General features: G+C 66.9%; 20 protein-coding genes and 2 pseudogenes. 11 read left to right on the top strand and 11 right to left on the bottom strand.

Going from position 1 to position 21428, the window contains the following annotated elements; all coding sequences use genetic code 11:
* Window positions 1–115 precede the first annotated feature (115 nt).
* The 5 genes from K0O64_RS15115 to K0O64_RS15095 form a co-directional block, all read right to left on the bottom strand.
* Window positions 116–451, bottom strand: coding sequence for a thiocyanate hydrolase (locus K0O64_RS15115; RefSeq protein WP_096311487.1), 336 nt, complete (start codon window positions 449–451; stop codon window positions 116–118).
* A complete protein-coding gene (gene scnC, locus K0O64_RS15110) occupies window positions 448–1158 on the bottom strand; it encodes a thiocyanate hydrolase subunit gamma (protein WP_220045592.1) in 711 nt (236 codons plus the stop codon). The genes K0O64_RS15115 and scnC overlap by 4 nt, the downstream gene beginning before the upstream one ends.
* An 11-nt stretch (window positions 1159–1169) precedes the next feature.
* Complete coding sequence (locus tag K0O64_RS15105) at window positions 1170–2006, bottom strand: SH3-like domain-containing protein (RefSeq protein WP_096311485.1); 837 nt, start codon at window positions 2004–2006, stop codon at window positions 1170–1172.
* 110 nt (window positions 2007–2116) lie between these two features.
* The gene (locus K0O64_RS15100; RefSeq protein ID WP_096312866.1) at window positions 2117–2617 is read right to left on the bottom strand and encodes an isoprenylcysteine carboxyl methyltransferase family protein; all 501 of its coding nucleotides are present in this window, start codon (window positions 2615–2617) and stop codon (window positions 2117–2119) included.
* Between the two features lie 11 nt (window positions 2618–2628).
* Window positions 2629–3735 carry a type III polyketide synthase gene (locus tag K0O64_RS15095; RefSeq protein WP_220045591.1) on the bottom strand — a complete coding sequence of 369 codons (1107 nt, stop codon included), beginning with the start codon at window positions 3733–3735 and terminating at the stop codon, window positions 2629–2631.
* A 261-nt stretch (window positions 3736–3996) separates the two neighbouring features.
* On the opposite strand from K0O64_RS15095, the gene K0O64_RS15090 reads away from it, so the two are divergent.
* Window positions 3997–4503 carry a DinB family protein gene (locus K0O64_RS15090; RefSeq protein ID WP_096311483.1) on the top strand — a complete coding sequence of 169 codons (507 nt, stop codon included), beginning with the start codon at window positions 3997–3999 and terminating at the stop codon, window positions 4501–4503.
* A gap of 12 nt (window positions 4504–4515) precedes the next feature.
* Here the strand turns inward: K0O64_RS15090 and K0O64_RS15085 are convergent, their stop codons facing one another.
* A complete protein-coding gene (locus K0O64_RS15085) occupies window positions 4516–6861 on the bottom strand; it encodes a Tex family protein (protein ID WP_071944613.1) in 2346 nt (781 codons plus the stop codon).
* A 119-nt stretch (window positions 6862–6980) separates the two neighbouring features.
* Between K0O64_RS15085 and K0O64_RS15080 the strand changes: the two are divergent.
* From K0O64_RS15080 to K0O64_RS15055, 6 genes and pseudogenes are all read left to right on the top strand, one after another.
* Window positions 6981–7406: pseudogene (locus K0O64_RS15080) on the top strand (pyridoxamine 5'-phosphate oxidase family protein).
* Between the two features lie 80 nt (window positions 7407–7486).
* Window positions 7487–7783, top strand: a complete 297-nt coding sequence (locus K0O64_RS15075) for a hypothetical protein (protein ID WP_071944615.1) — start codon at window positions 7487–7489, stop codon at window positions 7781–7783.
* A 173-nt stretch (window positions 7784–7956) separates the two neighbouring features.
* Window positions 7957–8571 (top strand): hypothetical protein, encoded by a 615-nt coding sequence (locus K0O64_RS15070; protein WP_156909754.1) that lies wholly within the window; start codon window positions 7957–7959, stop codon window positions 8569–8571.
* Between the two features lie 100 nt (window positions 8572–8671).
* Window positions 8672–8938 carry a hypothetical protein gene (locus tag K0O64_RS15065; RefSeq protein ID WP_071944617.1) on the top strand — a complete coding sequence of 89 codons (267 nt, stop codon included), beginning with the start codon at window positions 8672–8674 and terminating at the stop codon, window positions 8936–8938.
* 126 nt (window positions 8939–9064) lie between these two features.
* On the top strand, window positions 9065–9535 hold the full coding sequence (locus tag K0O64_RS15060) for a DUF5078 domain-containing protein (RefSeq protein ID WP_071944619.1): 471 nt from the start codon (window positions 9065–9067) through the stop codon (window positions 9533–9535).
* 90 nt (window positions 9536–9625) lie between these two features.
* On the top strand, window positions 9626–10153 hold the full coding sequence (locus tag K0O64_RS15055; protein ID WP_071944621.1) for a hypothetical protein: 528 nt from the start codon (window positions 9626–9628) through the stop codon (window positions 10151–10153).
* 4 nt (window positions 10154–10157) lie between these two features.
* Here the strand turns inward: K0O64_RS15055 and K0O64_RS15050 are convergent, their stop codons facing one another.
* Entirely contained in the window at window positions 10158–10778 is a 621-nt protein-coding gene (locus K0O64_RS15050; RefSeq protein WP_174714125.1) for an FKBP-type peptidyl-prolyl cis-trans isomerase, read from the bottom strand.
* Between the two features lie 380 nt (window positions 10779–11158).
* Between K0O64_RS15050 and K0O64_RS15045 the strand changes: the two genes are divergently transcribed.
* On the top strand, window positions 11159–12346 hold the full coding sequence (locus K0O64_RS15045; RefSeq protein WP_425574789.1) for a S1C family serine protease: 1188 nt from the start codon (window positions 11159–11161) through the stop codon (window positions 12344–12346).
* A 241-nt stretch (window positions 12347–12587) separates the two neighbouring features.
* The gene (locus K0O64_RS15040) at window positions 12588–13631 is read left to right on the top strand and encodes an alpha/beta fold hydrolase (protein WP_071944627.1); all 1044 of its coding nucleotides are present in this window, start codon (window positions 12588–12590) and stop codon (window positions 13629–13631) included.
* 19 nt (window positions 13632–13650) lie between these two features.
* Here the strand turns inward: K0O64_RS15040 and K0O64_RS15035 are convergent, their stop codons facing one another.
* The 4 genes and pseudogenes from K0O64_RS15035 to K0O64_RS15020 all read right to left on the bottom strand — a co-directional run bounded on the left by K0O64_RS15035 (window position 13651) and on the right by K0O64_RS15020 (window position 19248).
* Window positions 13651–14895: a glycosyltransferase gene (locus K0O64_RS15035; RefSeq protein WP_071949823.1), complete on the bottom strand. Its 1245-nt coding sequence runs from the start codon at window positions 14893–14895 to the stop codon at window positions 13651–13653.
* Window positions 14886–15845: a phytoene/squalene synthase family protein gene (locus K0O64_RS15030; protein WP_071944629.1), complete on the bottom strand. Its 960-nt coding sequence runs from the start codon at window positions 15843–15845 to the stop codon at window positions 14886–14888. Before K0O64_RS15030 ends, K0O64_RS15035 begins: the two co-directional genes overlap by 10 nt.
* A gap of 7 nt (window positions 15846–15852) precedes the next feature.
* A pseudogene (locus tag K0O64_RS15025) lies at window positions 15853–16934 on the bottom strand (polyprenyl synthetase family protein).
* 70 nt (window positions 16935–17004) lie between these two features.
* The gene (locus tag K0O64_RS15020) at window positions 17005–19248 is read right to left on the bottom strand and encodes an MMPL family transporter (RefSeq protein WP_225933457.1); all 2244 of its coding nucleotides are present in this window, start codon (window positions 19246–19248) and stop codon (window positions 17005–17007) included.
* Window positions 19249–19486: 238 nt separating this feature from the next.
* On the opposite strand from K0O64_RS15020, the gene K0O64_RS15015 reads away from it, so the two are divergent.
* Together K0O64_RS15015 and K0O64_RS15010 are read left to right on the top strand one after the other, a co-directional pair.
* Window positions 19487–20410, top strand: coding sequence for a TIGR03564 family F420-dependent LLM class oxidoreductase (locus tag K0O64_RS15015; protein ID WP_071949824.1), 924 nt, complete (start codon window positions 19487–19489; stop codon window positions 20408–20410).
* Between the two features lie 144 nt (window positions 20411–20554).
* Window positions 20555–21331: a cutinase family protein gene (locus K0O64_RS15010; protein ID WP_425574786.1), complete on the top strand. Its 777-nt coding sequence runs from the start codon at window positions 20555–20557 to the stop codon at window positions 21329–21331.
* Window positions 21332–21428: the final 97 nt, after the last annotated feature.

Here is a 21428-nt window from a genome sequence, read left to right as displayed (position 1 = left end):
GCTTGACGGCTCACCAGGCAACTATGACTGCGGGCGGCTTCGCGAAATATCCACCGATCGGCTGGATCATCGGATGAACCCGGTGTCCACCGATCGGTGGACGCGGCTGTGCCTGTCAGGCCTCCAGTCTGGCGCGGACTGCGGAAAGTCGTTGCTGCAGTTCGTCTTCGGTGATGACGCCGCGGGCCAGCAGTGAATGTGCCAGCGACACCAGTTGGCTCTCGGGATAGGGAAGGTCGGAGTACACGGTCGCGGACAGGTCGTCTTCTTCGTCGCGGCGTTCCTTGAACGTCGGGACGTCGGCATCGCACGCGGCGTGGTCGAGTGCGTCACACAGTCCATCGAGGCTGGTCTTCCACGGCGGCACCGGGTTCTCCACACCGTATTTGGAAGCCATGACCGGCCAGACCTGATTGCGTTCGACGATCTGGCGCAGCGGGTCGGGGGTCATTCGCCGACCGGATGTACGGCGGGGCGGGTCTCGGTGATGACGTTCGTGGTCACCCCGGGCTTGGGTAGTGCGACACCGATCAGGCAATCGCGGGTGATGATCTCGGTGAGCTGATCCTCGGTCCAGCCCTCGGTGCCCTCGGGGCGCATCGGCATCACCATGAACCGGTGCTTCTGGTTGGAGTCCTGCACCCGTACCTCGACGTCGTCGCCCAGATAGAGGCCGAACTCGGCGAGCACCTGGCGGGGCCAGCGGACCAGTCGCCTGCGGTAGTTGGGGGTGCGATACCACTCAGGGGAGTTGCCCAGAATGGGACGCGGGTAGCAGGAGCACAAGGCGCAGACGATGACGTGGTGGACGGTCGGGGTGTCCTCGAGGATCTGGAAAGCGGTGAAATCGCTGGGGGTGCCGAAGCCGGTCGGCTCCAGCCAGTCGACGCCGACCGCCTTGCTGGCGGTCATCGGCTCGGCGAGGGCGAGTGCTTTGAAGTCGGGGTCCAGCCAGGCACGGGCCACTAGGCGGGCGGCCGGCGTGGGACCGATCTGCTCGGCGAACTCAGTGAAGCGCCGGTGCTCCTCAGCGGTGAAAATGCCTTTCTCGATACACAATTCGCGTAACGCGATCTCGAGTACCTCGAAGTCGGTGATCTCATCGACCATCGGCTTGACGGTGCGGTCGTGGTCGTGGTCGTGGTCGTGGTCTGTCATGTCCGTCCGTTCTACGCGGGCTGGAGCCAGTGTTCGGGAATCTCGGTGCGCAGGCTGTCGCTGGCTGGGCCGTTGAAGTCGTTCCACAACTCAGACATGCGGAATTTGACGACATAGAACCATTCAGGTTTGGCGTCCGGGATGTCCCAGGTCTCGTCCTCCGCGGCGGGGCTTTCGTAGGCCACCGCGTCGATCACACCCGTCGCGCCACGGACGTATTCGGGTGTGCGCGTGTAGAACAGCACCGGAAGTTCGCGGACCACCACGGGGTCACCGACCTTGAACCTCGGCTCTCCGGCCCGGCCCGCATATACCTGCGGATCGCCCTTACCCTGGGCGTGCACGATGTGGCTGTTGCGCTCGACCTGAGATCCGTCGCCTTCGAACTTCGGTTCGGCCTTGAGGGTCTTGCCTTCCAGTCCGCCGGCGTAGCGTTGTTTGACCTCGGCCATCCGTTCGGTGAGTTCGGTGAGCCCGATGTGGTGCTTCTCGATCAGCACCCGTGCCACCGACAGCAGCCAGCGGCCGTAATAGGGGAACCCGAGATAGACGGCCCGCTGGACGTCGACGTTGCCGATGCGCCGCCGCTCCTCCGAGAGCCAGATCCCGCGCCACGCGAGGACCTCGCAGATGACGTAGGTCATGTGCTCCCAGTACTCGTAGTCCTTGTTCTCGTACTTCATCGGAGCGTCGGGTTCGCCGCCGACGTCGTGTACCGGTTTCATGTAGGCGAGGAACCGGGCATGGTCGAGCAGGTCCGGAGTCGGCGCATCCGGCAATTCCGGATAGGCGGACTTGAGGCGCGCCACCAGGGCGAGCTGTTCAGCGCGTTCGGCAGCAGTGCTCATCGAAGGCCCCTTGATGTGGCTGTGCACGACGTCAACGCGTCACAACGTAACACCGGTTAGCTTCGGTGACGACGGAAACGTCGTATCTACGCCAGCGAAAGTGCTTGCGCTCAGGCATATCCCAGCGCCACGTTTTCGGCGCGGATGCGCACCGTAAGCACCAGGGCATTGGCGATGCTGAAGACGATGGCCGTTACCCAGGCTGAGTGGACCAGCGGCAGGGCGGCCACCTCAGCGGTGACTGCCGTGTAGTTCGGGTGATGCAGCCACCGGTATGGCCCACGCTGAACCAGGGGAGCTCCTTTGATCACGATCAGCCGGGGGTTCCAGTGCTTGCCCAGCACCGCTACGCACCACCACCGCACCGCCGTGCTGATCAGCACGACGCCGACCATCGGCCACCCGAGCCAGGGCACGAACGGACGGTCTGTCACCGCCACCTCGGTCACGCACGACAGGAGAAGCAGGCTGTGCATCGTCACCATCACCGGATAATGTCGCTGCCCAAACTCCCTGCCGCCCTGGGCAAATGACCATTTCGCGTTGCGACGCGACACGGCTAATTCGGCGAGACGCTCGATCCCGATCAGCAGAATGAACCAGTAGTACATGTCGGTCTCCTTCACCAGCCGAGCAGCAGCAGTTCGAAAGCGAAGCCCGGACCCATCGCGAGCATCAGCCCCAGCGAGCCCGCGGCGGGGCCGGCGGAGACGGTCCGGTCGAGAACGTCGAGCACCGACGCCGACGAGATGTTGCCGTAGTCGCGCATCGACTGCCAGTTGTGCCGCAGCGCATCGGGTGGCATGGCGATGGCGTTGCTCATCGCGTCGAGCACCTTGGGTCCGCCGGGATGACAGACCCACGTGGCGATGTCGGCTGTGGTCAGCCCGTGGTCGGCGAGGAAGCGGTCGACTTCACCACCGAGATGATCGTCGGCCATCTTCGGGACGTCTCGCGACATGACGAGTTGGAAGCCGCTGGAGCTGACGTTCCAGCCCGTGACGTCGATGGTGTCGGCGAATAACCTGCTGCGCGTGGCCAGTAGCCGTGGACCGGGGTGGAGAGGAAGGCCGGCGGGGACCCGATCGGCTCCGGTCGCGACGATGGCGGCCGCGCCATCGCCGAACAGGCACACGCCGATCAGCGCGGGGATCGACGTGTCGTCACGCTGCAGCGTCAGCGAGCACAGTTCCACCGACAGCAACAGTGCGACGTGGCCAGGAAAACCACGAAGGTAATCGTGAACCCGTGCCAGTCCGGCCGCACCGGCCACGCATCCCAGTCCGAACAGCGGGATGCGTTTGACATCGGGTCGCAACCCGACCGCCGACGCGATCCAAGCGTCGATGGTGGCAACGGCCACTCCGGTACTCGACACGGTCACGATCGCGTCGACCTCCTGCGGGTGCAGGTGCGCAGCCGCCAGTGCGCGGCGCACCGCCTGCTCGCCGAGTTCGACGGCCACCTCGAGGTAGGCCGCATTGGCCTCGGTGAAGTCGGTCAGCTGGGGGTAACGCTCCAGCGGCAACGCCAGATTGCGGTACTCGACGCCGCTGGTTCGCGCGAAGCGCGCAAAGCCGGGCTCGGCGAACGAGGTGAGTTCGGCTGCCACCTCGTCCTGGTTGTAGCGGTGCTCAGTGAACGCCACGGCGGTGCCCGCGACGCGGGGGTCACCACCGCGGCGGATGGCGGCAGAGTTTTCGGATCGGGAAAAAGCGGTATTTGTCATGCGCGCTGTAACGCGCCCGAGAGCCGGAACGAATTCCGCTCGCGGCCATGCGGTGAAATATCGCACAGGTGGGTGATAAAGCGCTGCTAGATCGGTATAACTGCAGCTCAACACGATTTTATTAACCGCGGCGAAGTAACTCATAAAAGCGCGCTGAGAACTCCCAGAAATGTGTCCGAATCTGATATTCAATTGCGCGTCGGCTGCTTATGCGCTGGGAGTGCGCGGTGGGGGTGAACGTTGATCGCCGATACTTCGTGCATGGTTGATCGCGCTAATCCCGGATTCACGACCGACGAGCACACCATGCTGGCGGCCTGGCTGGACTTCTATCGCGCCACTGTGCTGATGAAATGCGAGGGGCTCGACGACGAACAGCTTCGCACCGCCTCGGCCCCGCCGTCGCCACTGACCCTGCTCGGGTTGCTTCAGCATCTGGCGGAGGTGGAACGCAACTGGTTCCGCCGGGTGCTGGCCGGGGAGGCCACCGGCCCGATCTACTCCACCGCGGTCGACGCGTCCGGCCACGACGGGGGCTTCGAGGTGTCCGCCGACTCGTCGTTCCGTGATGCGCTCGCGGTGTGGCAAGACGAAGTGGCACACGCCCGTGCCAACTGTGTCGCTCGGGACGTGACCGATACCTGCCCCTTCATGGGCGCCGAGGTGAGCCTGCGATGGATCTACATCCACATGATCGCGGAGTACGCGCGGCACTGCGGGCAGGCCGACCTGATCCGCGAACGCATCGACGGGGTCACCGGCGTCTAGCCAGACGCTCTGCTAACGGCCGAATCCGGCGTCGCGCAAGGCTTGTGCCATCGAGCCGGACGACCGGTTGGACTCCCGTCGCCCGCCATCGCCGCCGCGCGCAGGCTGGCGGCGGTCCCGGTTGGGCGCCGGGCGGGCGCCGCGCTCGGCGCGCTTGGGCTGATCGCGCTTCGGCGTATCGCCCAGGCGCAGAGTCAGTCCGATGCGCTGGCGTTCGACATCGACGTCAAGCACCTTCACCCGCACCACCTGACCGGATCGCACCACCTCGTGCGGATCGGACACGAACCGGTCGGACATCGCCGAGACGTGCACCAGGCCGTCCTGATGGACACCGACGTCGACGAACGCCCCGAACGCGGCGACGTTGGTGACGACACCTTCGAGCACCATGCCGACCTTGAGGTCGGCGACCTTCTCCACCCCGGCGGCGAAGGTCGCGGTGGAGAACGCCGGCCGCGGATCGCGGCCCGGCTTCTCCAACTCGGCGAGGATGTCGGTCACCGTCGGCACGCCGAATCGGTCATCGGCGAAGTCAGCGGGCCGCAGCGATCGCAGTGAGCGTTCGTTGCCGATCAGCTCGGCCAGCGTGATGCCCGAGCGGTCCAGGATCCGCCGCACCACCGGGTAGGCCTCGGGGTGCACACCCGATGCGTCGAGGGCGTCGTCTCCGTCGCGGATCCGCAGGAAGCCAGCACATTGCTCAAAAGCTTTGGGGCCCAAGCGTGGAACGTCGAGCAGTGCGGTACGGCTGCGGAATGGCCCGGTCTTCTCGCGGTAGGCGACGATCGCCTCGGCCAGCGATTCGGTCACCCCGGACACGCGCGAGAGCAGCGGCACCGACGCCGTGTTGAGATCGACCCCGACAGCGTTGACCGCGTCCTCGACCACCGCGTCGAGGCTGCGGGCGAGGGTGCCCGGGGTGACGTCGTGCTGGTACTGGCCGACCCCGATGGACTTCGGCTCGATCTTCACCAATTCGGCCAACGGATCCTGCAGTCGCCGGGCGATCGACACCGCACCGCGCACCGTGACATCGAGGCTCGGGAGCTCGCGAGCGGCATAGGCCGACGCCGAGTACACCGACGCGCCTGCTTCGCTGACCATCGCCTTGGCCGGGGCGGTCGCGCCAGCGCCGCGGATATCAGCGATGAGCTCGGTGGCCAATGCATCGGTCTCCCGCGATGCGGTGCCGTTGCCGATGGCGATCAACTCGACACCGTGTTTCGCGACGAGTGCGGCCAATGTTGCCTTGGCCGAATCCCATTGGCGCTGAGGCTGATGCGGGTAGATCGCACCGGTCTCGAGAACCTTGCCGGTGGCATCGACCACGGCGACCTTCACGCCGGTTCGGAAACCCGGGTCGAGTCCGAGGGTGGTGCGGGTGCCGGCAGGCGCTGCCAAAAGCAGATCCTTGAGGTTCTTGGCGAATACGGCGACCGCATCCTCCTCGGCGCGTTGACGCAGCCGCATCCGGGCGTCGACCGCGCCGGAGATCATCAGTCGGGTGCGCCACGCCAATCGCACGGTGGTGGCCAGCCATGGGGTGGCCGCCGACTTCGCGCCGAGGTCGACGCCGAGAGCCTGCGCGACCATCACCTCGTAGGCATCGTCGCTGCCGCCGTCGAAGCGCAGCGCGAGTGCTTGTTCCTTCTCGCCACGCATGACTGCCAGCACCCGATGCGACGGCATGTCCTCCAGCCGCTCGCTGAACTCGAAGTAATCCCGAAACTTCTGCGCCGCCGGGCTTTTCGCCGCCTCCTCGGAGAACGGTGCTGTCCGCAGTGCACCCTCGGCCCAGAACTTGGTCCGGATGGCGCCGACCAGTTCGGCGTCCTCGGCTGCTCGCTCGACGAGGATGTGCCGCGCACCGTCGAGCGCTGCGGCGGCGTCGGCGACGTCGGCGCCCAGGAATTCCGCTGCCGCCTCATCCGGGTTGATGGTCGGGTCGGCGAGCAGCCGATCGGCGAGTGGCTCGAGGCCGGCTTCCCGGGCGATCTGAGCCTTGGTGCGCCGCTTGGGTTTGTAGGGCAGGTAGATGTCCTCGACCCGGGACTTGGTGTCCGCGGCCAACAGTGCCGCTTTGAGCTCGTCGGTCAGCTTGCCCTGCTCGTCGATCGACGCCAGCACCGCGGCGCGCCGCTCATCCAGCTCGCGCAGGTAGCGCAGCCGCTCCTCGAGGTCGCGCAGTTGGCCGTCGTCGAGGCTGCCGGTGACTTCCTTGCGGTAGCGGGCGATGAAGGGGACCGTGGCACCCTCGTCGAGCAGCCGGACCGCGGCGGCCACCTGGTTCTCTGCAACGGCGAGTTCTGCAGCAAGACGGGCATTTACAGATTTCAGGGTTGAGCTCGAAGTCACGCGGAGACCCTACCGAACCTCGCCGACATTCCAGCGAACCGATCCTGGGGGTGTTGCGCGAATTCGAGCCGCGCCGCCAGAACAGGAATAGCCGCGCGGAGCGAGGGGTTTGGCGCTATATGCCCAGAGAACTGACTGAGTCCGAGCGGCAGGAGTTCCTGGCCGCCAAGCATGTGGCGGTCATTTCCGTCGCCGCCACCGACGGCCGGCCGCCTGCCAGCGTCCCGATCTGGTACGACTACACGCCCGGCGGCAACATCCGGATCACCACGGGTGCGTCACGGCGCAAGGCGCGGCTGATCAAGCAGAACGGTGCGCTGACACTGGTCGTCTAGAACGAAGAGCCGCCGTATCAATACGTATCGGTGGAAGGGTCGGTCGTCGACGTCACCGAACCCACGCCGCCCGAGGTGGGGGAAGAGATCGCGGTGCGCTACCTGGGCGAGGAGGCGGGCCGCGCGTTCGCTCAGAGCCTCGAAGGCGAGGCGACCGTGCTATTCACCATCCGCCCGGATCGCTGGTTTTCCGTCGACTACTCGGAATGAGTTGGGATCGGTAGGCGAATCCCGGTTCTTTACTTCTCGCATCGACGCCACGAGGCGACGGACAACGAGAGGAAGAACCCATGAAAATCCTGCCGGCCCCCATCGCGCAGCAGATCGATCGCGTCGATCGGCAGTACAGCCTGTACATCGGTATCAGCACCGGCCTGCTCGCGTTCTGGTCGATCTACCGCGTGCTCTGGTCGATCTACCTGGCAGTGACCTACAACTTCATCTTCGGCTCGCTGGTGTTCCCGATCGTGCTGTGGGCAGTGATCGGTGTCGGCGCCGCGGTCGTGTCGCTCGGCTTCTTCACCCGCTATCGCACGGGATCGGCCACCGGCACCGTCGAGAGCAGGCCCGAAACCAATCAGATCTGACCTGCGGCCCCTGGTGCCCCTCGGAATGAGCGGGCACCAGGGGCAACGCTGAAACGGCCCGCGCCGCACCGGCGATAGGAGGGGAGTACACGGGGTTCGCCCCGGTACGCCCCTCGCCGATATGTGCGACGATGCCCCTACGCCGAGGGGCTACAGAGAGGACCGCCGGATTCATGACTGAAGGGCACCGCGCAGCGACAGTCGTCCGCGCCATCCTTACCGCGAGCTTCGCCGTCGGCGCCGCGTTCACCGGGGCCGCCACCGCTGCGGCCGACCCCATGACGCCGACACCCATCCCGGTCCCGGCGGATCCGTCCGCGGTGCCCGCAGGCCAGCCGGTGTCGGTGCCCGTCGATCCCGCGGCCGCCCCGGCGCCCGCACCTCCGCCGCCGGGGGCGCCGCCCTCGGTCCCCGAGATCGCGAACCCGAAGTACGGCTCGAGCAACAGCAACTACGGCAGTGGACCCCTGGGCACTCTGCGGGATATGTGGCACCAGGTCCGCGACCCCTACTACGGGCCCCAAGACGACCCCGAGGCCATCGGCTCCGTCGCGCCGCCACCCGGTGCCGGCGCGCCGCCGCCGCTGCCGCCCGGTTACAAGTCGTATACCGCGCCCGGCTCGGAGGCACCGCCGAGCGAGTTCGGCCCGGGTAAGCCGCCGCCGCCCGGGACTCCCGCGCTGCCGCCGGGCTACTACTCGCTGAACGGGCCCCCGCCGCCCGGATACGAATACAACACGTCCGGTCAGCCGGCTCCGATCACTGCTACGCCCGCGCCCACGCCATAGCGCCTGACACGCCTATCTTCCGGGGTGGGGGATTACTCGCGCGCTGCGCTGGTTATATTTGCTAAGTATCTCGATGACGTCTGAACGTTGGAGTCTGCACATGGCTGTGATCAAAACCGCCCTGTCCGTCGCGGCACTCGCGATCGGGCTGACGATGGGCGCCGCGCCGGCAATCGCGCTCGCAGACCCGCCGCCCCCGGATCAGAACGTCGGCGAGCCGGTCCCGGACTGGGCGCCCCGTAAGCCTGCCGAGGTATGGGCCGGTCATCCGGTGGTGTGGACTCACATGTGGGGTGGCCGCTGGGGGGTCTGGATCAACGACCAGTTCATCACCCTGTCGTCGAACCCCGTCACCAACGGCGGCTGAGCGATTCCTGCCAGCGAGTCTCACTCGTCACATTCGCCATTCAGCAGCGGCCTGGGGTGGATACTGCGATGTGGACCGCTATATAGTTAGTCCGCTTAAGGTTTTGATGATTGGGGCAGGAGAACGATGGCTGGTTTGAAGAGTCGCGCGAAGCTGGCGAGCCTGGCGCTGAGCGCGATGGCGGCGGTAGGAGTCATCTCGGCCGGTCCCGCCGCGGCGGACGCCAGCGACGACTACCCGATCCCGCACCGCATCATCATCACCCAGTGCGACGTCGAGCAGTACATGCAGGCCGCGCGCGATACCAGCCCGGTCTACTTCGAGCGGTACATGATCGACCGCAGCAACCGGCCCGCCGACGTGCAGCAGATCGCATTCGATCGCATCCACTGGTTCTTCTCGCTCGACCCGGTCGCGCGCCGGCAGTACTCCGAAGACACCGCGACCAACGTCTACTACGAGTTCGTCGCGACCCGCTGGGGCAACTGGGCCAAGCTGTTCTTCAACAACAAGGGTGTCGTGGCCAAGGCCACCGACGTCTGCATGAACTACCCGCCCGGTGACATGTCCGTGTGGGACTGGCCCGTAGCCCGGTAGTGCTCGGCTGATCGGCTGACGGCGGTAACGCCGCCGTCAATTCCACCTATATACCGGCATCAACGGTGATGCCCATTACGTAGGTGGACTATGAAGCAAACCCACGCGATTGCGATCGCGGCGCTCGTGGCCTGCACGTCGACGATCTCGGCTCCCATGGTCGCCGCCGATCCTGCGCGAGTCCCCTGTGGGGTGCTCGATCAGATCCGCGAGAGCCTCGACAACGACATCAACGCCGGCATCGGCGGAGTGCGGATCGTCATCAGCTCGCCCTACGCCAGCGGTGCCGCACAACAGCGCGACACCAATGTGAAGCTCGCGATGATCAGCCACGGCGTTCACTACATGGAAGACGTCAACGGCCCGGGAATCGTCCCGGGGCTGGCTCCGGAGCTGGTCGATCTACGCCGGGCAAGCGACGACATGCGAGACGCCGTGAGCGCGCTGTTCGTCGTGTCACCGGGCTACGGATACGGCCTCGGCTACGGGAACTACGGGCCGACGGTGTCCAACGCCTGGCCGCAGCCCTCGACGTGGACCGCAATCGACTACGCCGACCAGAAGAAGGACGACATCTACGCGCTGGTGAACGGGCTGCAGGGCACCTGCGTGCCGTGACCGGCTAGGAGGCGCTGAGGATTTTAATCGCGAAGACCAGCGTGTCGCCCGGCAGGATGCCTGCCCTCGGCTGACCCTGCGGGTAGCCGTCCGCAGAGACCATGGCGACAGCCACCGTGGATCCGACCTTCTGGCCCGCGATGGCCTTCTGGAACCCGGGCACCACGCCGTCGAGCGAGAATTCGGCCGGCTCACCCCGCTGGTAGCTGCTGTCGAAGACGCTGCCGTCGCGGCCGTTGACACCCTCGTAGCAGACCGAGACCGTGGCGGTCGGCGCGACGACCGGTCCGGTGCCGGCTTGCAGGGTCTGCACCTGGGTCGCGTTGACGCTGAACGGCGCGGTGACCGTGACGACCGGGGCCGAGGTATCGGTGGATCCGGTGACCGCGACGCTGCCGGTCGCGCCGGGCAGTGTCCACTCGGGTGCGCCCGGATTGGCCGGCGGCGCGGTCGGGCATGCGTCCGGACCGGCGGCCTGAGTGACCGTCGAGGCGACCGCGGGCGCGGTCGAGGACTTGCTCGCCGACGGCGCAGCGGTATCCGAACCGCAGGCCGCCAGTGTCACGGCAAATGCGGCGGCGCAGGCGCCAAGGGCAACAGCAGAGGGCACGCGGGAGAAGTTCACGCTCTTCACGCTACAGCGATGCGGTCCGACGAAAGTCTTGGCTAGCACCGAACTCATTCTCAGCAAAGCCTCAGACGGTATAGGCAAACTGCTTTCAGGCGCCTGGTGGCGCATAGAGGCCGTGTCACGAGAAAGAGAAGCCGAACGCAATGGACTACAGGTCAGGAAACTCGCCGCAGGAGCGCCACTACCAGTGGCAGCCGAAAGATTCTGTGGAACATTCTAATTCAAGCCAGTGGGGCTCACCCGGATATCAATACGGTTACGGCAATGCCGACACCGCGCAGATGTATCCGCCCCCGCACGGAGCGCGTCCCGGCTATGAGAGACCTGTGTCACAGCAAAAGCCTCGGCAACGAATGAAGGCGCGAGTCGGGATTTTGGTCGGCGGTACCGCTGTGGTTGCCATGATCGCCGGCGCCGCCGGAGCCGTCGCCGTCGTCGACCATTCCGGGCAACCGACAGCCACCGCGCACGCACCGGCCGTTGCCGGAGCTCCGTCGCCCAAGGCGCCGGTCGCCGCCGGCCAGCAGACCAGCGCGGCGCCTGCCGGTTCGGTCGAGCAGGTCTCCGCCAAGGTGCTGCCCAGTGTCGTGAAACTGCAGCTCACCAGCGGTCAGGGGCGCGAGGAAGGGTCCGGAATCATCCTCAGCTCCGACGGGCTGATCTTGACCAACAACCACGTCGTGGCCGCGGCCGCGCAGGCCGCGGGTGACGGGCCGATGGCGACTGAGGGTGGACCCGGCGGCCAGCTGCCCGGCGGCCGCAGCGTCCGGCCGTTCGGTCAGAGCAGCGGCGGCCTGGAAGCGACCGTCACGTTCTCCGACGGCCGCACCGTGCCGTTCACGGTCGTGGGCACCGATCCCGCCGACGACATCGCGGTGGTTCGCGCCCAGAACGTCTCCGGACTCACCCCGATCACCATCGGCTCGTCGAAGGATCTAAAGGTGGGGCAGAACGTCGTGGCCATCGGCTCCCCGCTGGGTCTGCAGGGCACGGTGACCACCGGCATCATCAGCGCTCTGGACCGTCCGGTCGCGACCGGCGACGAGCAGTCCGGTCAGCATTCCGTGATGAGCGCCATCCAGACCGACGCGGCGATCAATCCCGGCAATTCCGGTGGCGCCCTGGTCGATATGAACGGTGATCTGATCGGGGTCAACTCGGCCATCGCGTCCCTTGGCGGCGGCCAGGATTCACAAGCAGCGCAGAGCGGTTCGATCGGGCTCGGGTTCGCGATTCCGGTGGATCAGGCCAAACGCATTGCCGATGAACTGGTTTCGACAGGGACCGTGCAGCATGCCTCGCTCGGGGTGCAGCTCAGCTCCGACGACAGCGCACATGGTGCGATAATCGCCGGCGTCGCGGACGGAAGCCCCGCGGCCACTGCGGGTCTGCCGAAGGGCGCGATCATCACCAAGGTGGACAACAAGGTGATCGACGGCCCGGAGTCGCTCGTTGCGGCCATCCACTCCAAGGCGCCCGGTGACAACGTCACGCTGACCTACGACGACCCGTCGGGGGCGTCGCGCACCGTTGAGGTCACCCTGGGGCAGATGCAGTCCTAGCCGCACAACCACTTTCGAGATAGGCGGCGGCCACGGTCCAGTGGCTGTCGCCCATTTCGGCCGCCGGCAGCGAGTGCGGCAGCCCCCAGCGCGGCAGTAGCGCACCACAGAGGCATACGCCGCACAGCTGGGAGAGTTGCTTACACCGAGATCGCGGGGTGGCCTGCTCACCGGCGCGGGGCTGCAGGCACTGCCGTAAAGATCCCGGCGCAGCCGCCGGTACGTCGTAGGCTCGCAGTCGATGCTCGACAAATCGGAGATCCGCTTCCTGCCGGTCGGCGCGCGTCGTCTGGCGTACGAGGTGCGCGGGGACGGGCCGCCACTGGTCGCGCCGGCGTGGTGGGTGAGCCATCTCGAGCTCGATTGGCAGAACCCTGACGTGCGGCAGTTCTGGGAGGGCGTCGCGCAGGGCCACACCCTGATCCGCTACGACCGGCTCGGCGTAGGGATGTCCGACCGCGAGATGCACGAAGGCGATCTCACTCTCGACGGCGAGGTCGCGATGCTGCGGGCATTGCTCGACGAGCTCGAGCTGGATCGTGTGTCGCTGATCGGCGGGTCATCGGGCAGCTGCACCGCGACCGCTTTTGCCGCCACGTTTCCGGACCGCGTCGACCGGCTTGTGCTGTACGGCTCGTACCCCCATGGCGAGGCGTTGACCGCTCCCGGGGTGGGAGACGCGATCGTGGCGGCGGTGCGCGCACATTGGGGACTCGGTTCGCGGATGCTCAGCGACATCTTCCTCGGCAGCGCCGACGCGACGGAGCACGAACGCTTCGCGCGGTTGCAGCGTGACTCGGCGACCGCCGAAACGGCCGCCGAACTCTTGAGTCTCGTCTACCGGTTCGACGTGCGTGAATATCTTCCGCGTGTCCGCCGGCCGACGACTGTGGTGCATCGCCGGGACGACCGCGCGGTGCCGTACCGGCTCGGGCGAGAGGTCGCCGCCGCTATCTCCGGCGCGACATTCATTCCGCTGCAAGGACAATCGCACTTTCCCTGGCACGGCGACGTCGACTCCGTCGTTCGGGCGTGCCGGCAGGGCCTGGCATCGCACGCACCGCCGGTCCCGGTTGCCGACCCGCGCGAACCCGTCCTGCTGTCCCGTCGTGAGCGCGAGATCCTCGGTTGCGTCGCGCGCGGTCTCGGCGACCGCGAGATCGCCGAGCAGCTCCAGCTGAGCCCGCACACGGTGCACCGCCATGTCGCCAACATCCGCCGCAAGTTGGGGGCCGCCTCGCGCACAGCGGCGGTCGCGCAGGCGGCCCGCCTCGGCCTCGTCTAGCCTCGCGCGGCACTGTCCGTCACGGCGTCCGCAGCGGCCAGCTCTGCAGCAGGCCCGCCAGGCGGTCGGCACCGCGACCCACGCCGCCGGTGGCTTCGAACCCGGCCGCAACCGCGGCGGCACCCTCACCCATCGTCATCGCTTCTTCGACGGCCGACCGCAGACGCTCTTTGGTGAGTCGGCGCGCGGGTAACCGTGTCCCGCACCGCGCGATCTCGACCCGCCGCGCCACCTCGAACTGATCACGCCCGAAAGGCGTTACGGAGACCGGGATTCCACGTGCCAAGGCCTTCTGTGTGATGCCCATTCCGCCGTGGGTGACAACGCAGACCGACCGCTCGAGGATCGCCGAGTGCGCGGTGAATCGCGACAAGGTCACGCCGGGCCGTTGTCGCACATCGACATTGCCGCCACCGGGCAGCGTCGCCACGATGTGTACAGGTAAGCCCTTGAGCCCCTCGATGGCGGCACCGACCAAGACGTTGTCGGCCTGCGCGAGCGACGACGTTGTCACCAGCACGATCGGCGCATCGATGTGGTGCAGCCACGCTTCGTCTTCACTGCTTGGCGGGTCGAAGGCGGCCGGCCCGATAAGTTCGACGTTCGGTCCCCAGTCGGTGTGCGGATACTCGAAGGGCTTGCCCGTGGCGACCAGTAGCAGCGGCGCGCGCCGCAGTAGCTGGTCGGCGTTTCGCACCCTGGGTAGTCCGAGACCGTCTCGCACCGGCGTCATTTCAGCCCGGAACGGCACGTCGAAGATCGCACTGGTCACCATCTGTATGCCGCAATCGCGGACGAAGCCGATCGGGCCCGGTCGCGGTGCGACACCCGCGCCGAACGGCGGGGACCCGGGTGAACGGAGATAGGGGATGAACGGGCTGAGCACCGCCCACGGTCTCGGCGTCGTCTCAGCGGCGGACTGCGCTCCCCAGCTGTTGGCGTCGATCAGACAAATGTCGGGCTGGACGTCGGCCACCGCGTCGCGGAAGTCGTCGACCTCGTACTCGGCACACTGACCGAGTACTCGGACGGTGTTGCCTGCCGCGCGCAGCACACCGCCGGCGGCGGGCCCTGCGCTCTGCAACGCCTCGATACGCGGATCGACGGCGTGAGCGTCGAACCCGAGCTGACGGCACAGCGGCACTCCCGCCGCAAGCGTGCGAACGTGCACCCGGTGCCCACGCGCGGCGAGCTCCGTCAACAGCGCGCAGAACGGAAAGAGATGGCCCAGCGCGGGTGCGGTGTACGCCAGTACTACCGCCATCGCGGCTGGGACCTGTCCCGGATGCGGGCGGCCCACGCCCGTCCGAGGCCGCCTGCGGCGACGACGGCACGCTGCGGTGTGCCCACCGTGGCGCGTTGGGTGAAGATCTCGAAGTCCAGCGCTTCGATCCGCGAGAGGATCTTCGAGTAGAGATTCAGCGCGGTTTCGACGCACGGTCGTGAAATAGGCTGCAGCATAGCGATTCCGGGATACGCCTGTGCGTAAACCTCGCGGGTGCGGGCATGCTGTTCGATCAGCGCCGCACGCACTCGCGCTTCGGTGCGCCGGTTCTCGTGACACCACACCAACAGATCGCGATCGACGCCATGGACGGCGAGTTCGTCGGCGGGCAGATACACCCGTCCGCGCGCGAGGTCCTCGTCGACATCACGCAGGAAGTTGGTGAGCTGGAACGCTTTGCCCAGTGCCGCGGCGTAGGGCGCCGCCTCCTCGCGGGGCACGATCGTGCCCAGAATGGGCAGCATCTGGAAGCCGATGACTTCGGCCGAGCCATACATGTAGCGCTCCAGCGCGCGGCGGTCCGGATAGTCGGTGACGGTCAGATCCATCCGCATCGAAGCCAGGAAGTCGTCGAACAACTCCCAGCCGATGTCGTATCGCCGTGCCGTGTCGACCACCGCCGCCAGAATCGGGTCGTCGTCGCCCGGTTCGTGATCGACCAAACTGGTGAACAACCTGTTCGACAGCGATGTCAGCTCCGAGGTCTGCTGATCGATACTTCGCCCTGCGTCGCGATCGTCGAGGATGTCGTCGGCACGGCGCGCGAACCCATACAGCGCGTGCACCGCAGGTCGCTGGTACGGAGCGAGCAGCCGGGTGGCCAGGAAGAAGGTCTTGCCGTAGCGGGCATTGACCACCCGGCAGCGCCGGTAGGCCTCGCGTAATTCTGGCTGACGCACACCTGCGGCGTCGAGTTCGGAACCGATCATGATCAGCTCAGGCCATCCGCACCGTGCACGCGTGCGCCATACCGACCAAGGCGCCGCGAGGTTGTTCCGGAATATCAAGACCCTCAATGAGATTCAATGCGCGGGTACGCAACTGGGTGATCCGCTCCTCAACCCACTGCACAGCCCCGCTGGCGCGCACCAACGAACGCCAACGCTCTACCGCCGCGTCGTCCAGTTTTCGCAGCGCCATCACCTCGTCGAGCTCGGAACGCACGCCGGCGTCGGCCAATTCGTGCGCCGCCACCAACACGCTGGTCGCTTTGCGTGACTCCATGTCGGTGCACGCCGATTTCCCGGTCAGCTCCGGAGATCCGAACACGCCGAGCACGTCGTCACGCAACTGAAAGGCTTCCCCGATGGCACTACCGTATCCCGACAGCGCTTCGAGGACTGCCGTGTCGCGCCCGCCATTGCTGCGCCGAGCTCCAGGGGCCGCCGGACGGTGTAGTTCCCCGATTTGCGGCGCAACATCTCCAGTACGGCGTCTAGGTTGGGCAGGCCGCCGGAACCGGCCACCAGGTCGGCGAATTGTCCGACCGCCAATTCCACCCGCATATCGTCGTAGCGTGGCCACACGCGAGCCAGGGCGGGCTCGGATACCCCGCTTCGTCGCAGCATCTGTTCGGCCCACACCAGGCACAGGTCGGCCAGCAGCGTCGCTCCCGACTCGCCGAATCGATCGGCGGGCCCGCCGAGGGAGCGGTCGCGGTGCCAGTGCCGTAACCGCACATGCACCGCCGGCATCGCGCGCCGCATGACCGAACCGTCCATGACGTCGTCCTGAATGAGCGCGAACGCGTGGAGTAGCTCCAGGCTGGCGCATGCCCGCAAGGCGGGCTCGTCGGGAGCGGCGCCGCACAACCACCCCAGATACATGAACGTCGAACGCAGGTACTTGCCGCCGTCGACGAACTCCTGGAGTACCTCACCGGCGATGTCGACGCCGGAATGCGCCAGCCGCGGCACGCACTCGGCCCGCACGAAGTTGCCGATGTGGGCGCGCGCGCCCGTGCGTACATCGTCAAGCCAGCGCGGTGCCCGTGCACCCCACGGCTGGACGTGCGTCATCACAGGTGTGCCGGCTCGGTCACCGCTCGTCAACGGCCGATCCCTTCCTCGTCAGAAACCATGCCATCCGTCATTCGGAGTCGACGCCGCCATGGATGGGTTCTTTTTTGACGGATTTGACCGACTCGGTCGGCGGCGGGGGATGGCTGGTCAGGCGGTCATGCCAGCGGGCCAGCCGAGCCGGGGCCCACCAGTTGTGCCGGCCGAGCAGGTGCATGAAGGCGGGCAGGAGCATCATCCGCACCACAGTGGCGTCGAGGACGATGGCCAAGGTCAGTCCGACTCCGAACATCCGCATGAAGGACACCTTCGCGGCGAACAGCGCACCGAAGGAGATGGTCATGATCGCGGCAGCGGCGGTGACCACCCGGCCGGTGTGGGCCAACCCCTGCGCGACGGCTTCGTCATTGGCGTGCCGTGATCGATCGCTGGCCAGCCAGAACTCGCGGATCCGCGCGACGATGAACACCTCGTAGTCCATCGACAGACCGAACGCGATACAAAACAGCAGAATCGGCATGTTGGCGACCAGAGTCCCGGTGACGGTCGTGCCGAGCGCGCCGAGGTGGCCCTCCTGAAACACCCAGACCAGCGCCCCAAACGAGGCCATCAGCGACAGCAAGGTCAGGATCAGCGATTTGATCGGCAACACGACGCTGCCGGTCAGGGCGAACATGACCGCGAACATCACCGCGGCGACGACGCCGAGTACGAGCGGCAACCGCGAGGTGATCGCCGCCAGGCTGTCCTGACTGACCTGGGTGGGACCGGTCAGCCACACGTCGCGGCCGCCGGGGCCGGGCGCCGCGTCGACGGCCCGGAGAGTGTTGACGGCGGAGGGGGAGAACGCCGGTTCAGTGGTGCTCACGGTGAGGAACGCCGCGTCATCGCGGACGCCCGCTGTTCCCGCCGGCGGACCGGCGCGTGCGCCGGCGGCGAACGAGGCTGTCGGCGTGCTGACGTCGGCGACACCGGGCACCCGCGACACGGCTTGGGCGTAGACGTCGATGTCCTGGCTGGATAACCCTCGGGCGTCGGGCAGCACGACCTTGATCGCGTCCTCGGCGTTATCGGAGAAATCGGTGCGCAGCATCTCACCCACGCGGTAAGCCGAGGCCGAACCCGGCAGCACTCGCTCATCGGGCAAACCCCATCGAACGCCCAGGAACGGCAAGCCGAGCGCCAGCAAGGCGGCCGAGCCGGCCACCGCGACTATTCCGGCCCGCCGCGTCATGAATACCGTTGTGCGGTACCAGAATCGGTCGCTCGGCCGCCGGTGTCTGCCCACCGCGTCTCGGACGGTCACCCGACTGCCCATCAACACGATCGCGGCCGGTGTGATTGTCACGGCCGCAAGTGAACACAGCGCCACGGTGGCGACCCCGGCGTAGGCGAACGACTTCAGGAAATACAGCGGGAACAGCGCCAGGGCGGCCATCGCCATCGCCACGGTGAGCGCTGAGAACAGGACTGTTCGTCCGGCGGTCACCATCGTGGTGACCAGGGCGCGGTCGGGCTGTGCGCCGGCCGCGATCTCGTCGCGGTAGCGGCTGAGGAGTAGCAGTGTGTAGTCCACCGCCAACGCGAGGCTCAGGGCCGCACTCAAGCTGAGCGCGAAGACGGACACGTCGGTGAACGACGCGATGATGCGCAGCAGCGCCATCGAGCCCACGATCGAGAACGCCCCGACGGACACCGGCAGCGCCGCGGCGGCCAGGCCTCGGAAGACCCAGATCAGAACGACGAACGTCAGCGGAATCGCAATCGACTCCATGACCACGACGTCGCGTTGCGTCTGGGAATTGATCTGGGAGAACACCATCGCCGAGCCGCCGGCGATCACCTCGATGTCGTGATTCGCGTCGTTGCGGCCGGCCATGACGAGGTCGGTCAGTCGTTGGGCATGCTCGGGTGCTGCGTCCTCGCCGCCGCGAAGAGCCACCGCGACCAGACCTGAGCGGCCGTCTTTACTGATCAACCGACCGGAGAGGGCGGGCGGCGTCGTCCACGGCGAGGCCACTGCCGCAACGGAAGGATCACTGCTCACGCGATCGACAATGGCTTCCCCGACAGCGCGAGCGGCGGCGCTCTGCGCGTTCTGCGGATCGCTCACGACGAACAGCAGTTGCATGTCGCCCTGGCCGAACGTCTCGGTCAAAACATGGGTGGCAGCCGCGGATTCGGCGTGGGAGTCCACAAATCCGCCGGCCTTGAGATTGCCCGCCGCCGACACGCAGATCAGACCGGCCAGCGCCATCACAATTACCGCGCCCGCGACGATCCGACGGGGTGCTGCCAGAGCCAGCAAGGCCATCCGTTGCAGCACAGCGCCTTACCTCGCTTCCGACGCAGCGGCCATGTTCGCCAATCAGCTTGGGGAACCCGGGGAGTCAGGGAATGGGATTGACGCGTTCGTCACCGAGACGTCACGGTTGGCCGAGGCCGTCGGGTGCTTGATGTGCGGAGCCCGCGTGCAGCAGAGTGATGAGCGGATCGGGTCGACGAGCGGATCGGCACGATGACGGACGGTGACGCAGAGGAGCGTGTTGGTGATGCAGATTTCCATGTTCGGGCAACTCAGCGGATCGGGTAGCGGATCTCCGATCGACGCGACGATCGCCAACCTCGCAATGCTGCGCGACGAGGGCTTCGCGCGCGTGTGGATGAGCCAATTGCCTTACGAGCCAGACCTTCTCACGGTGCTCGCGATCGCCCTGCATGAAGTCGACACGATCGAGGTGGCCAGCGGCGTGGTGCCGATTCAGAACCTGCATCCGATGCTGATGGCTCAGCGTGCGCTCACGCTGAGCCTTGCGTCGGGCGGCCGCTTCACGCTCGGGCTGGGGATGACCCATCAAGCGGTCACCGAGGGCATGTGGGGCATCCCGTGGGACAAGCCGGTGCGCAGGCTCAACGAGTACCTCGACGGGCTGTTGCCGCTGCTGGCCGGTGAACCCGCCGATGCGGCAGGGGAGACGGTGACCACCCGCGGCGCCCTGATGATCGCCGGGGCACCTCGACCCGATGTCTATATCGCGGCTCTCGGCCCGCAGTTGCTCAAGATCGCCGGGAAGCGCACGGCCGGCACCTGCACCTGGATGACCGGTCCCAAGACGCTGGCCGAGCATGTCGGCCCGACGCTGCGGCAAGCGGCCGCCGACGCCGGCCGCGAAGGCGCCGTACGGGTTGCCGCGTCATTGCCGATCAGCGTCACCGACGACGTCGACTCGGCTCGCAAGCAGGCGGCCGAACAGTTCGCGCTCTACGGCCAGCTGCCGTCGTATCGGGCGATGCTCGACCGCGAGGGCTACGCCGGCCCGCAGGACGCCGCGATCATCGGCGATGAGGACACCGTCCGCGGCCGCCTCGACGAACTGGCCGCGGCAGGCGTCGACGAGTATGTCGCCGCACCGTTCGATCCGTCGTCCGAGGGCCGGGCGCGAACGCGGGCACTGCTGCGCGCCTACGACGCGTAGGGAGCTCAAACGCCGCACGGGTCGTCACCCATCCCGGCAGACGGATTTCGCACCGGTGAGATAGATCACTTGACATCGGCGGAATCGCAGCTAGGCGGTCCCCGCTTGTAGCAGGCAGAAGCCACTCCAAGGACGGGGACGACCATGATGAACACATCGCTGGCGCGGACGAAGAAGGCCGCTCGAACGGCAGCTTTCGGTACTTTCGCATCGATCGCAGTCGTCGCCGGTTTGTTCGCCGGCCCCGCCGCGACCGCCAATGCCGCCGAGGACTCGTGCGCCGCAGTCGAGGTGGTCTTCGCCCGCGGCACCTTCGAGGCGCCCGGTGTGGGCGCCACCGGGCAGGCCTTCGTCGATGCTCTGACCGCTCGGCTGCCGGGCAAGACAGTTCAGGCCTACGGCGTGAACTACCCGGCGTCGCTCAACTTCGGGCAGGCGGTCGACGGAGTTGCCGACGCCGCCAACAAGATTCAGTCTGTTGCCACGGAGTGCCCGTCGACAAAGATTGTGCTGGGCGGCTATTCCCAGGGCGCTGCGGTGGCGGGATACACGACGTCGAGCACCGTTCCGGCTGGGGTCGCACTGCCGGCCAATCTCTCCGGCCCGCTGCCCGCCTCCGTCGCGTCGCATGTCGCCGCGGTGGCTCTGTTCGGGACTCCCGACGATTGGTTCCTGGGTCTGGCAGACCGCAGCGCGCCCCCGATCGTCATCGGTGACCTGTACGCAGGCAAGACCATTCAGCTTTGCGCCGCAGGCGATCCGGTGTGCTACCCCGGCGGGCTGAACCGTGCTGCGCACAGTTCATACAAGACCAACGGCATGGCCGACCAGGCTGCTGACTTCGTGGCGGGCAAGATCGGCGGCGCCGCCCCGGCCGCGACGCTGGTCCAGGCCGCCGGTGAGGTCGACGCCGGTAACTGACCGACGCTCAGGCGCGGGTGAGCCGAAAATGCGTGGACGTCATCCGGTGGTCGTTGATAGCGTGCGTGCGACCGTGACATCACGCGAGGAGGTGAGA

This window comes from Mycolicibacterium pallens (assembly GCF_019456675.1).
Lineage (GTDB): Bacteria > Actinomycetota > Actinomycetes > Mycobacteriales > Mycobacteriaceae > Mycobacterium > Mycobacterium crocinum.
Note: the sequence above shows the minus strand (reverse complement) of the source record. Positions and strands in the feature narration are given on the sequence as shown.

Bases quoted from the DNA above. Each gene is read 5' to 3' on its own strand.
- K0O64_RS15115 (WP_096311487.1), bottom strand. From the start codon at position 451: ATGACCCCCGACCCGCTGCGCCAGATCGTCGAACGCAATCAGGTCTGG.
- scnC (WP_220045592.1), bottom strand. From the start codon at position 1,158: ATGACAGACCACGACCACGACCACGACCACGACCGCACCGTCAAGCCG.
- K0O64_RS15105 (WP_096311485.1), bottom strand. From the start codon at position 2,006: ATGAGCACTGCTGCCGAACGCGCTGAACAGCTCGCCCTGGTGGCGCGC.
- K0O64_RS15100 (WP_096312866.1), bottom strand. From the start codon at position 2,617: ATGTACTACTGGTTCATTCTGCTGATCGGGATCGAGCGTCTCGCCGAA.
- K0O64_RS15095 (WP_220045591.1), bottom strand. From the start codon at position 3,735: ATGACAAATACCGCTTTTTCCCGATCCGAAAACTCTGCCGCCATCCGC.
- K0O64_RS15090 (WP_096311483.1), top strand. From the start codon at position 3,997: ATGGTTGATCGCGCTAATCCCGGATTCACGACCGACGAGCACACCATG.
- K0O64_RS15075 (WP_071944615.1), top strand. From the start codon at position 7,487: ATGAAAATCCTGCCGGCCCCCATCGCGCAGCAGATCGATCGCGTCGAT.
- K0O64_RS15070 (WP_156909754.1), top strand. From the start codon at position 7,957: ATGACTGAAGGGCACCGCGCAGCGACAGTCGTCCGCGCCATCCTTACC.
- K0O64_RS15065 (WP_071944617.1), top strand. From the start codon at position 8,672: ATGGCTGTGATCAAAACCGCCCTGTCCGTCGCGGCACTCGCGATCGGG.
- K0O64_RS15060 (WP_071944619.1), top strand. From the start codon at position 9,065: ATGGCTGGTTTGAAGAGTCGCGCGAAGCTGGCGAGCCTGGCGCTGAGC.
- K0O64_RS15055 (WP_071944621.1), top strand. From the start codon at position 9,626: ATGAAGCAAACCCACGCGATTGCGATCGCGGCGCTCGTGGCCTGCACG.
- K0O64_RS15040 (WP_071944627.1), top strand. From the start codon at position 12,588: ATGCTCGACAAATCGGAGATCCGCTTCCTGCCGGTCGGCGCGCGTCGT.
- K0O64_RS15035 (WP_071949823.1), bottom strand. From the start codon at position 14,895: ATGGCGGTAGTACTGGCGTACACCGCACCCGCGCTGGGCCATCTCTTT.
- K0O64_RS15030 (WP_071944629.1), bottom strand. From the start codon at position 15,845: ATGATCGGTTCCGAACTCGACGCCGCAGGTGTGCGTCAGCCAGAATTA.
- K0O64_RS15020 (WP_225933457.1), bottom strand. From the start codon at position 19,248: ATGGCCTTGCTGGCTCTGGCAGCACCCCGTCGGATCGTCGCGGGCGCG.
- K0O64_RS15015 (WP_071949824.1), top strand. From the start codon at position 19,487: ATGCAGATTTCCATGTTCGGGCAACTCAGCGGATCGGGTAGCGGATCT.
- K0O64_RS15010 (WP_425574786.1), top strand. From the start codon at position 20,555: ATGATGAACACATCGCTGGCGCGGACGAAGAAGGCCGCTCGAACGGCA.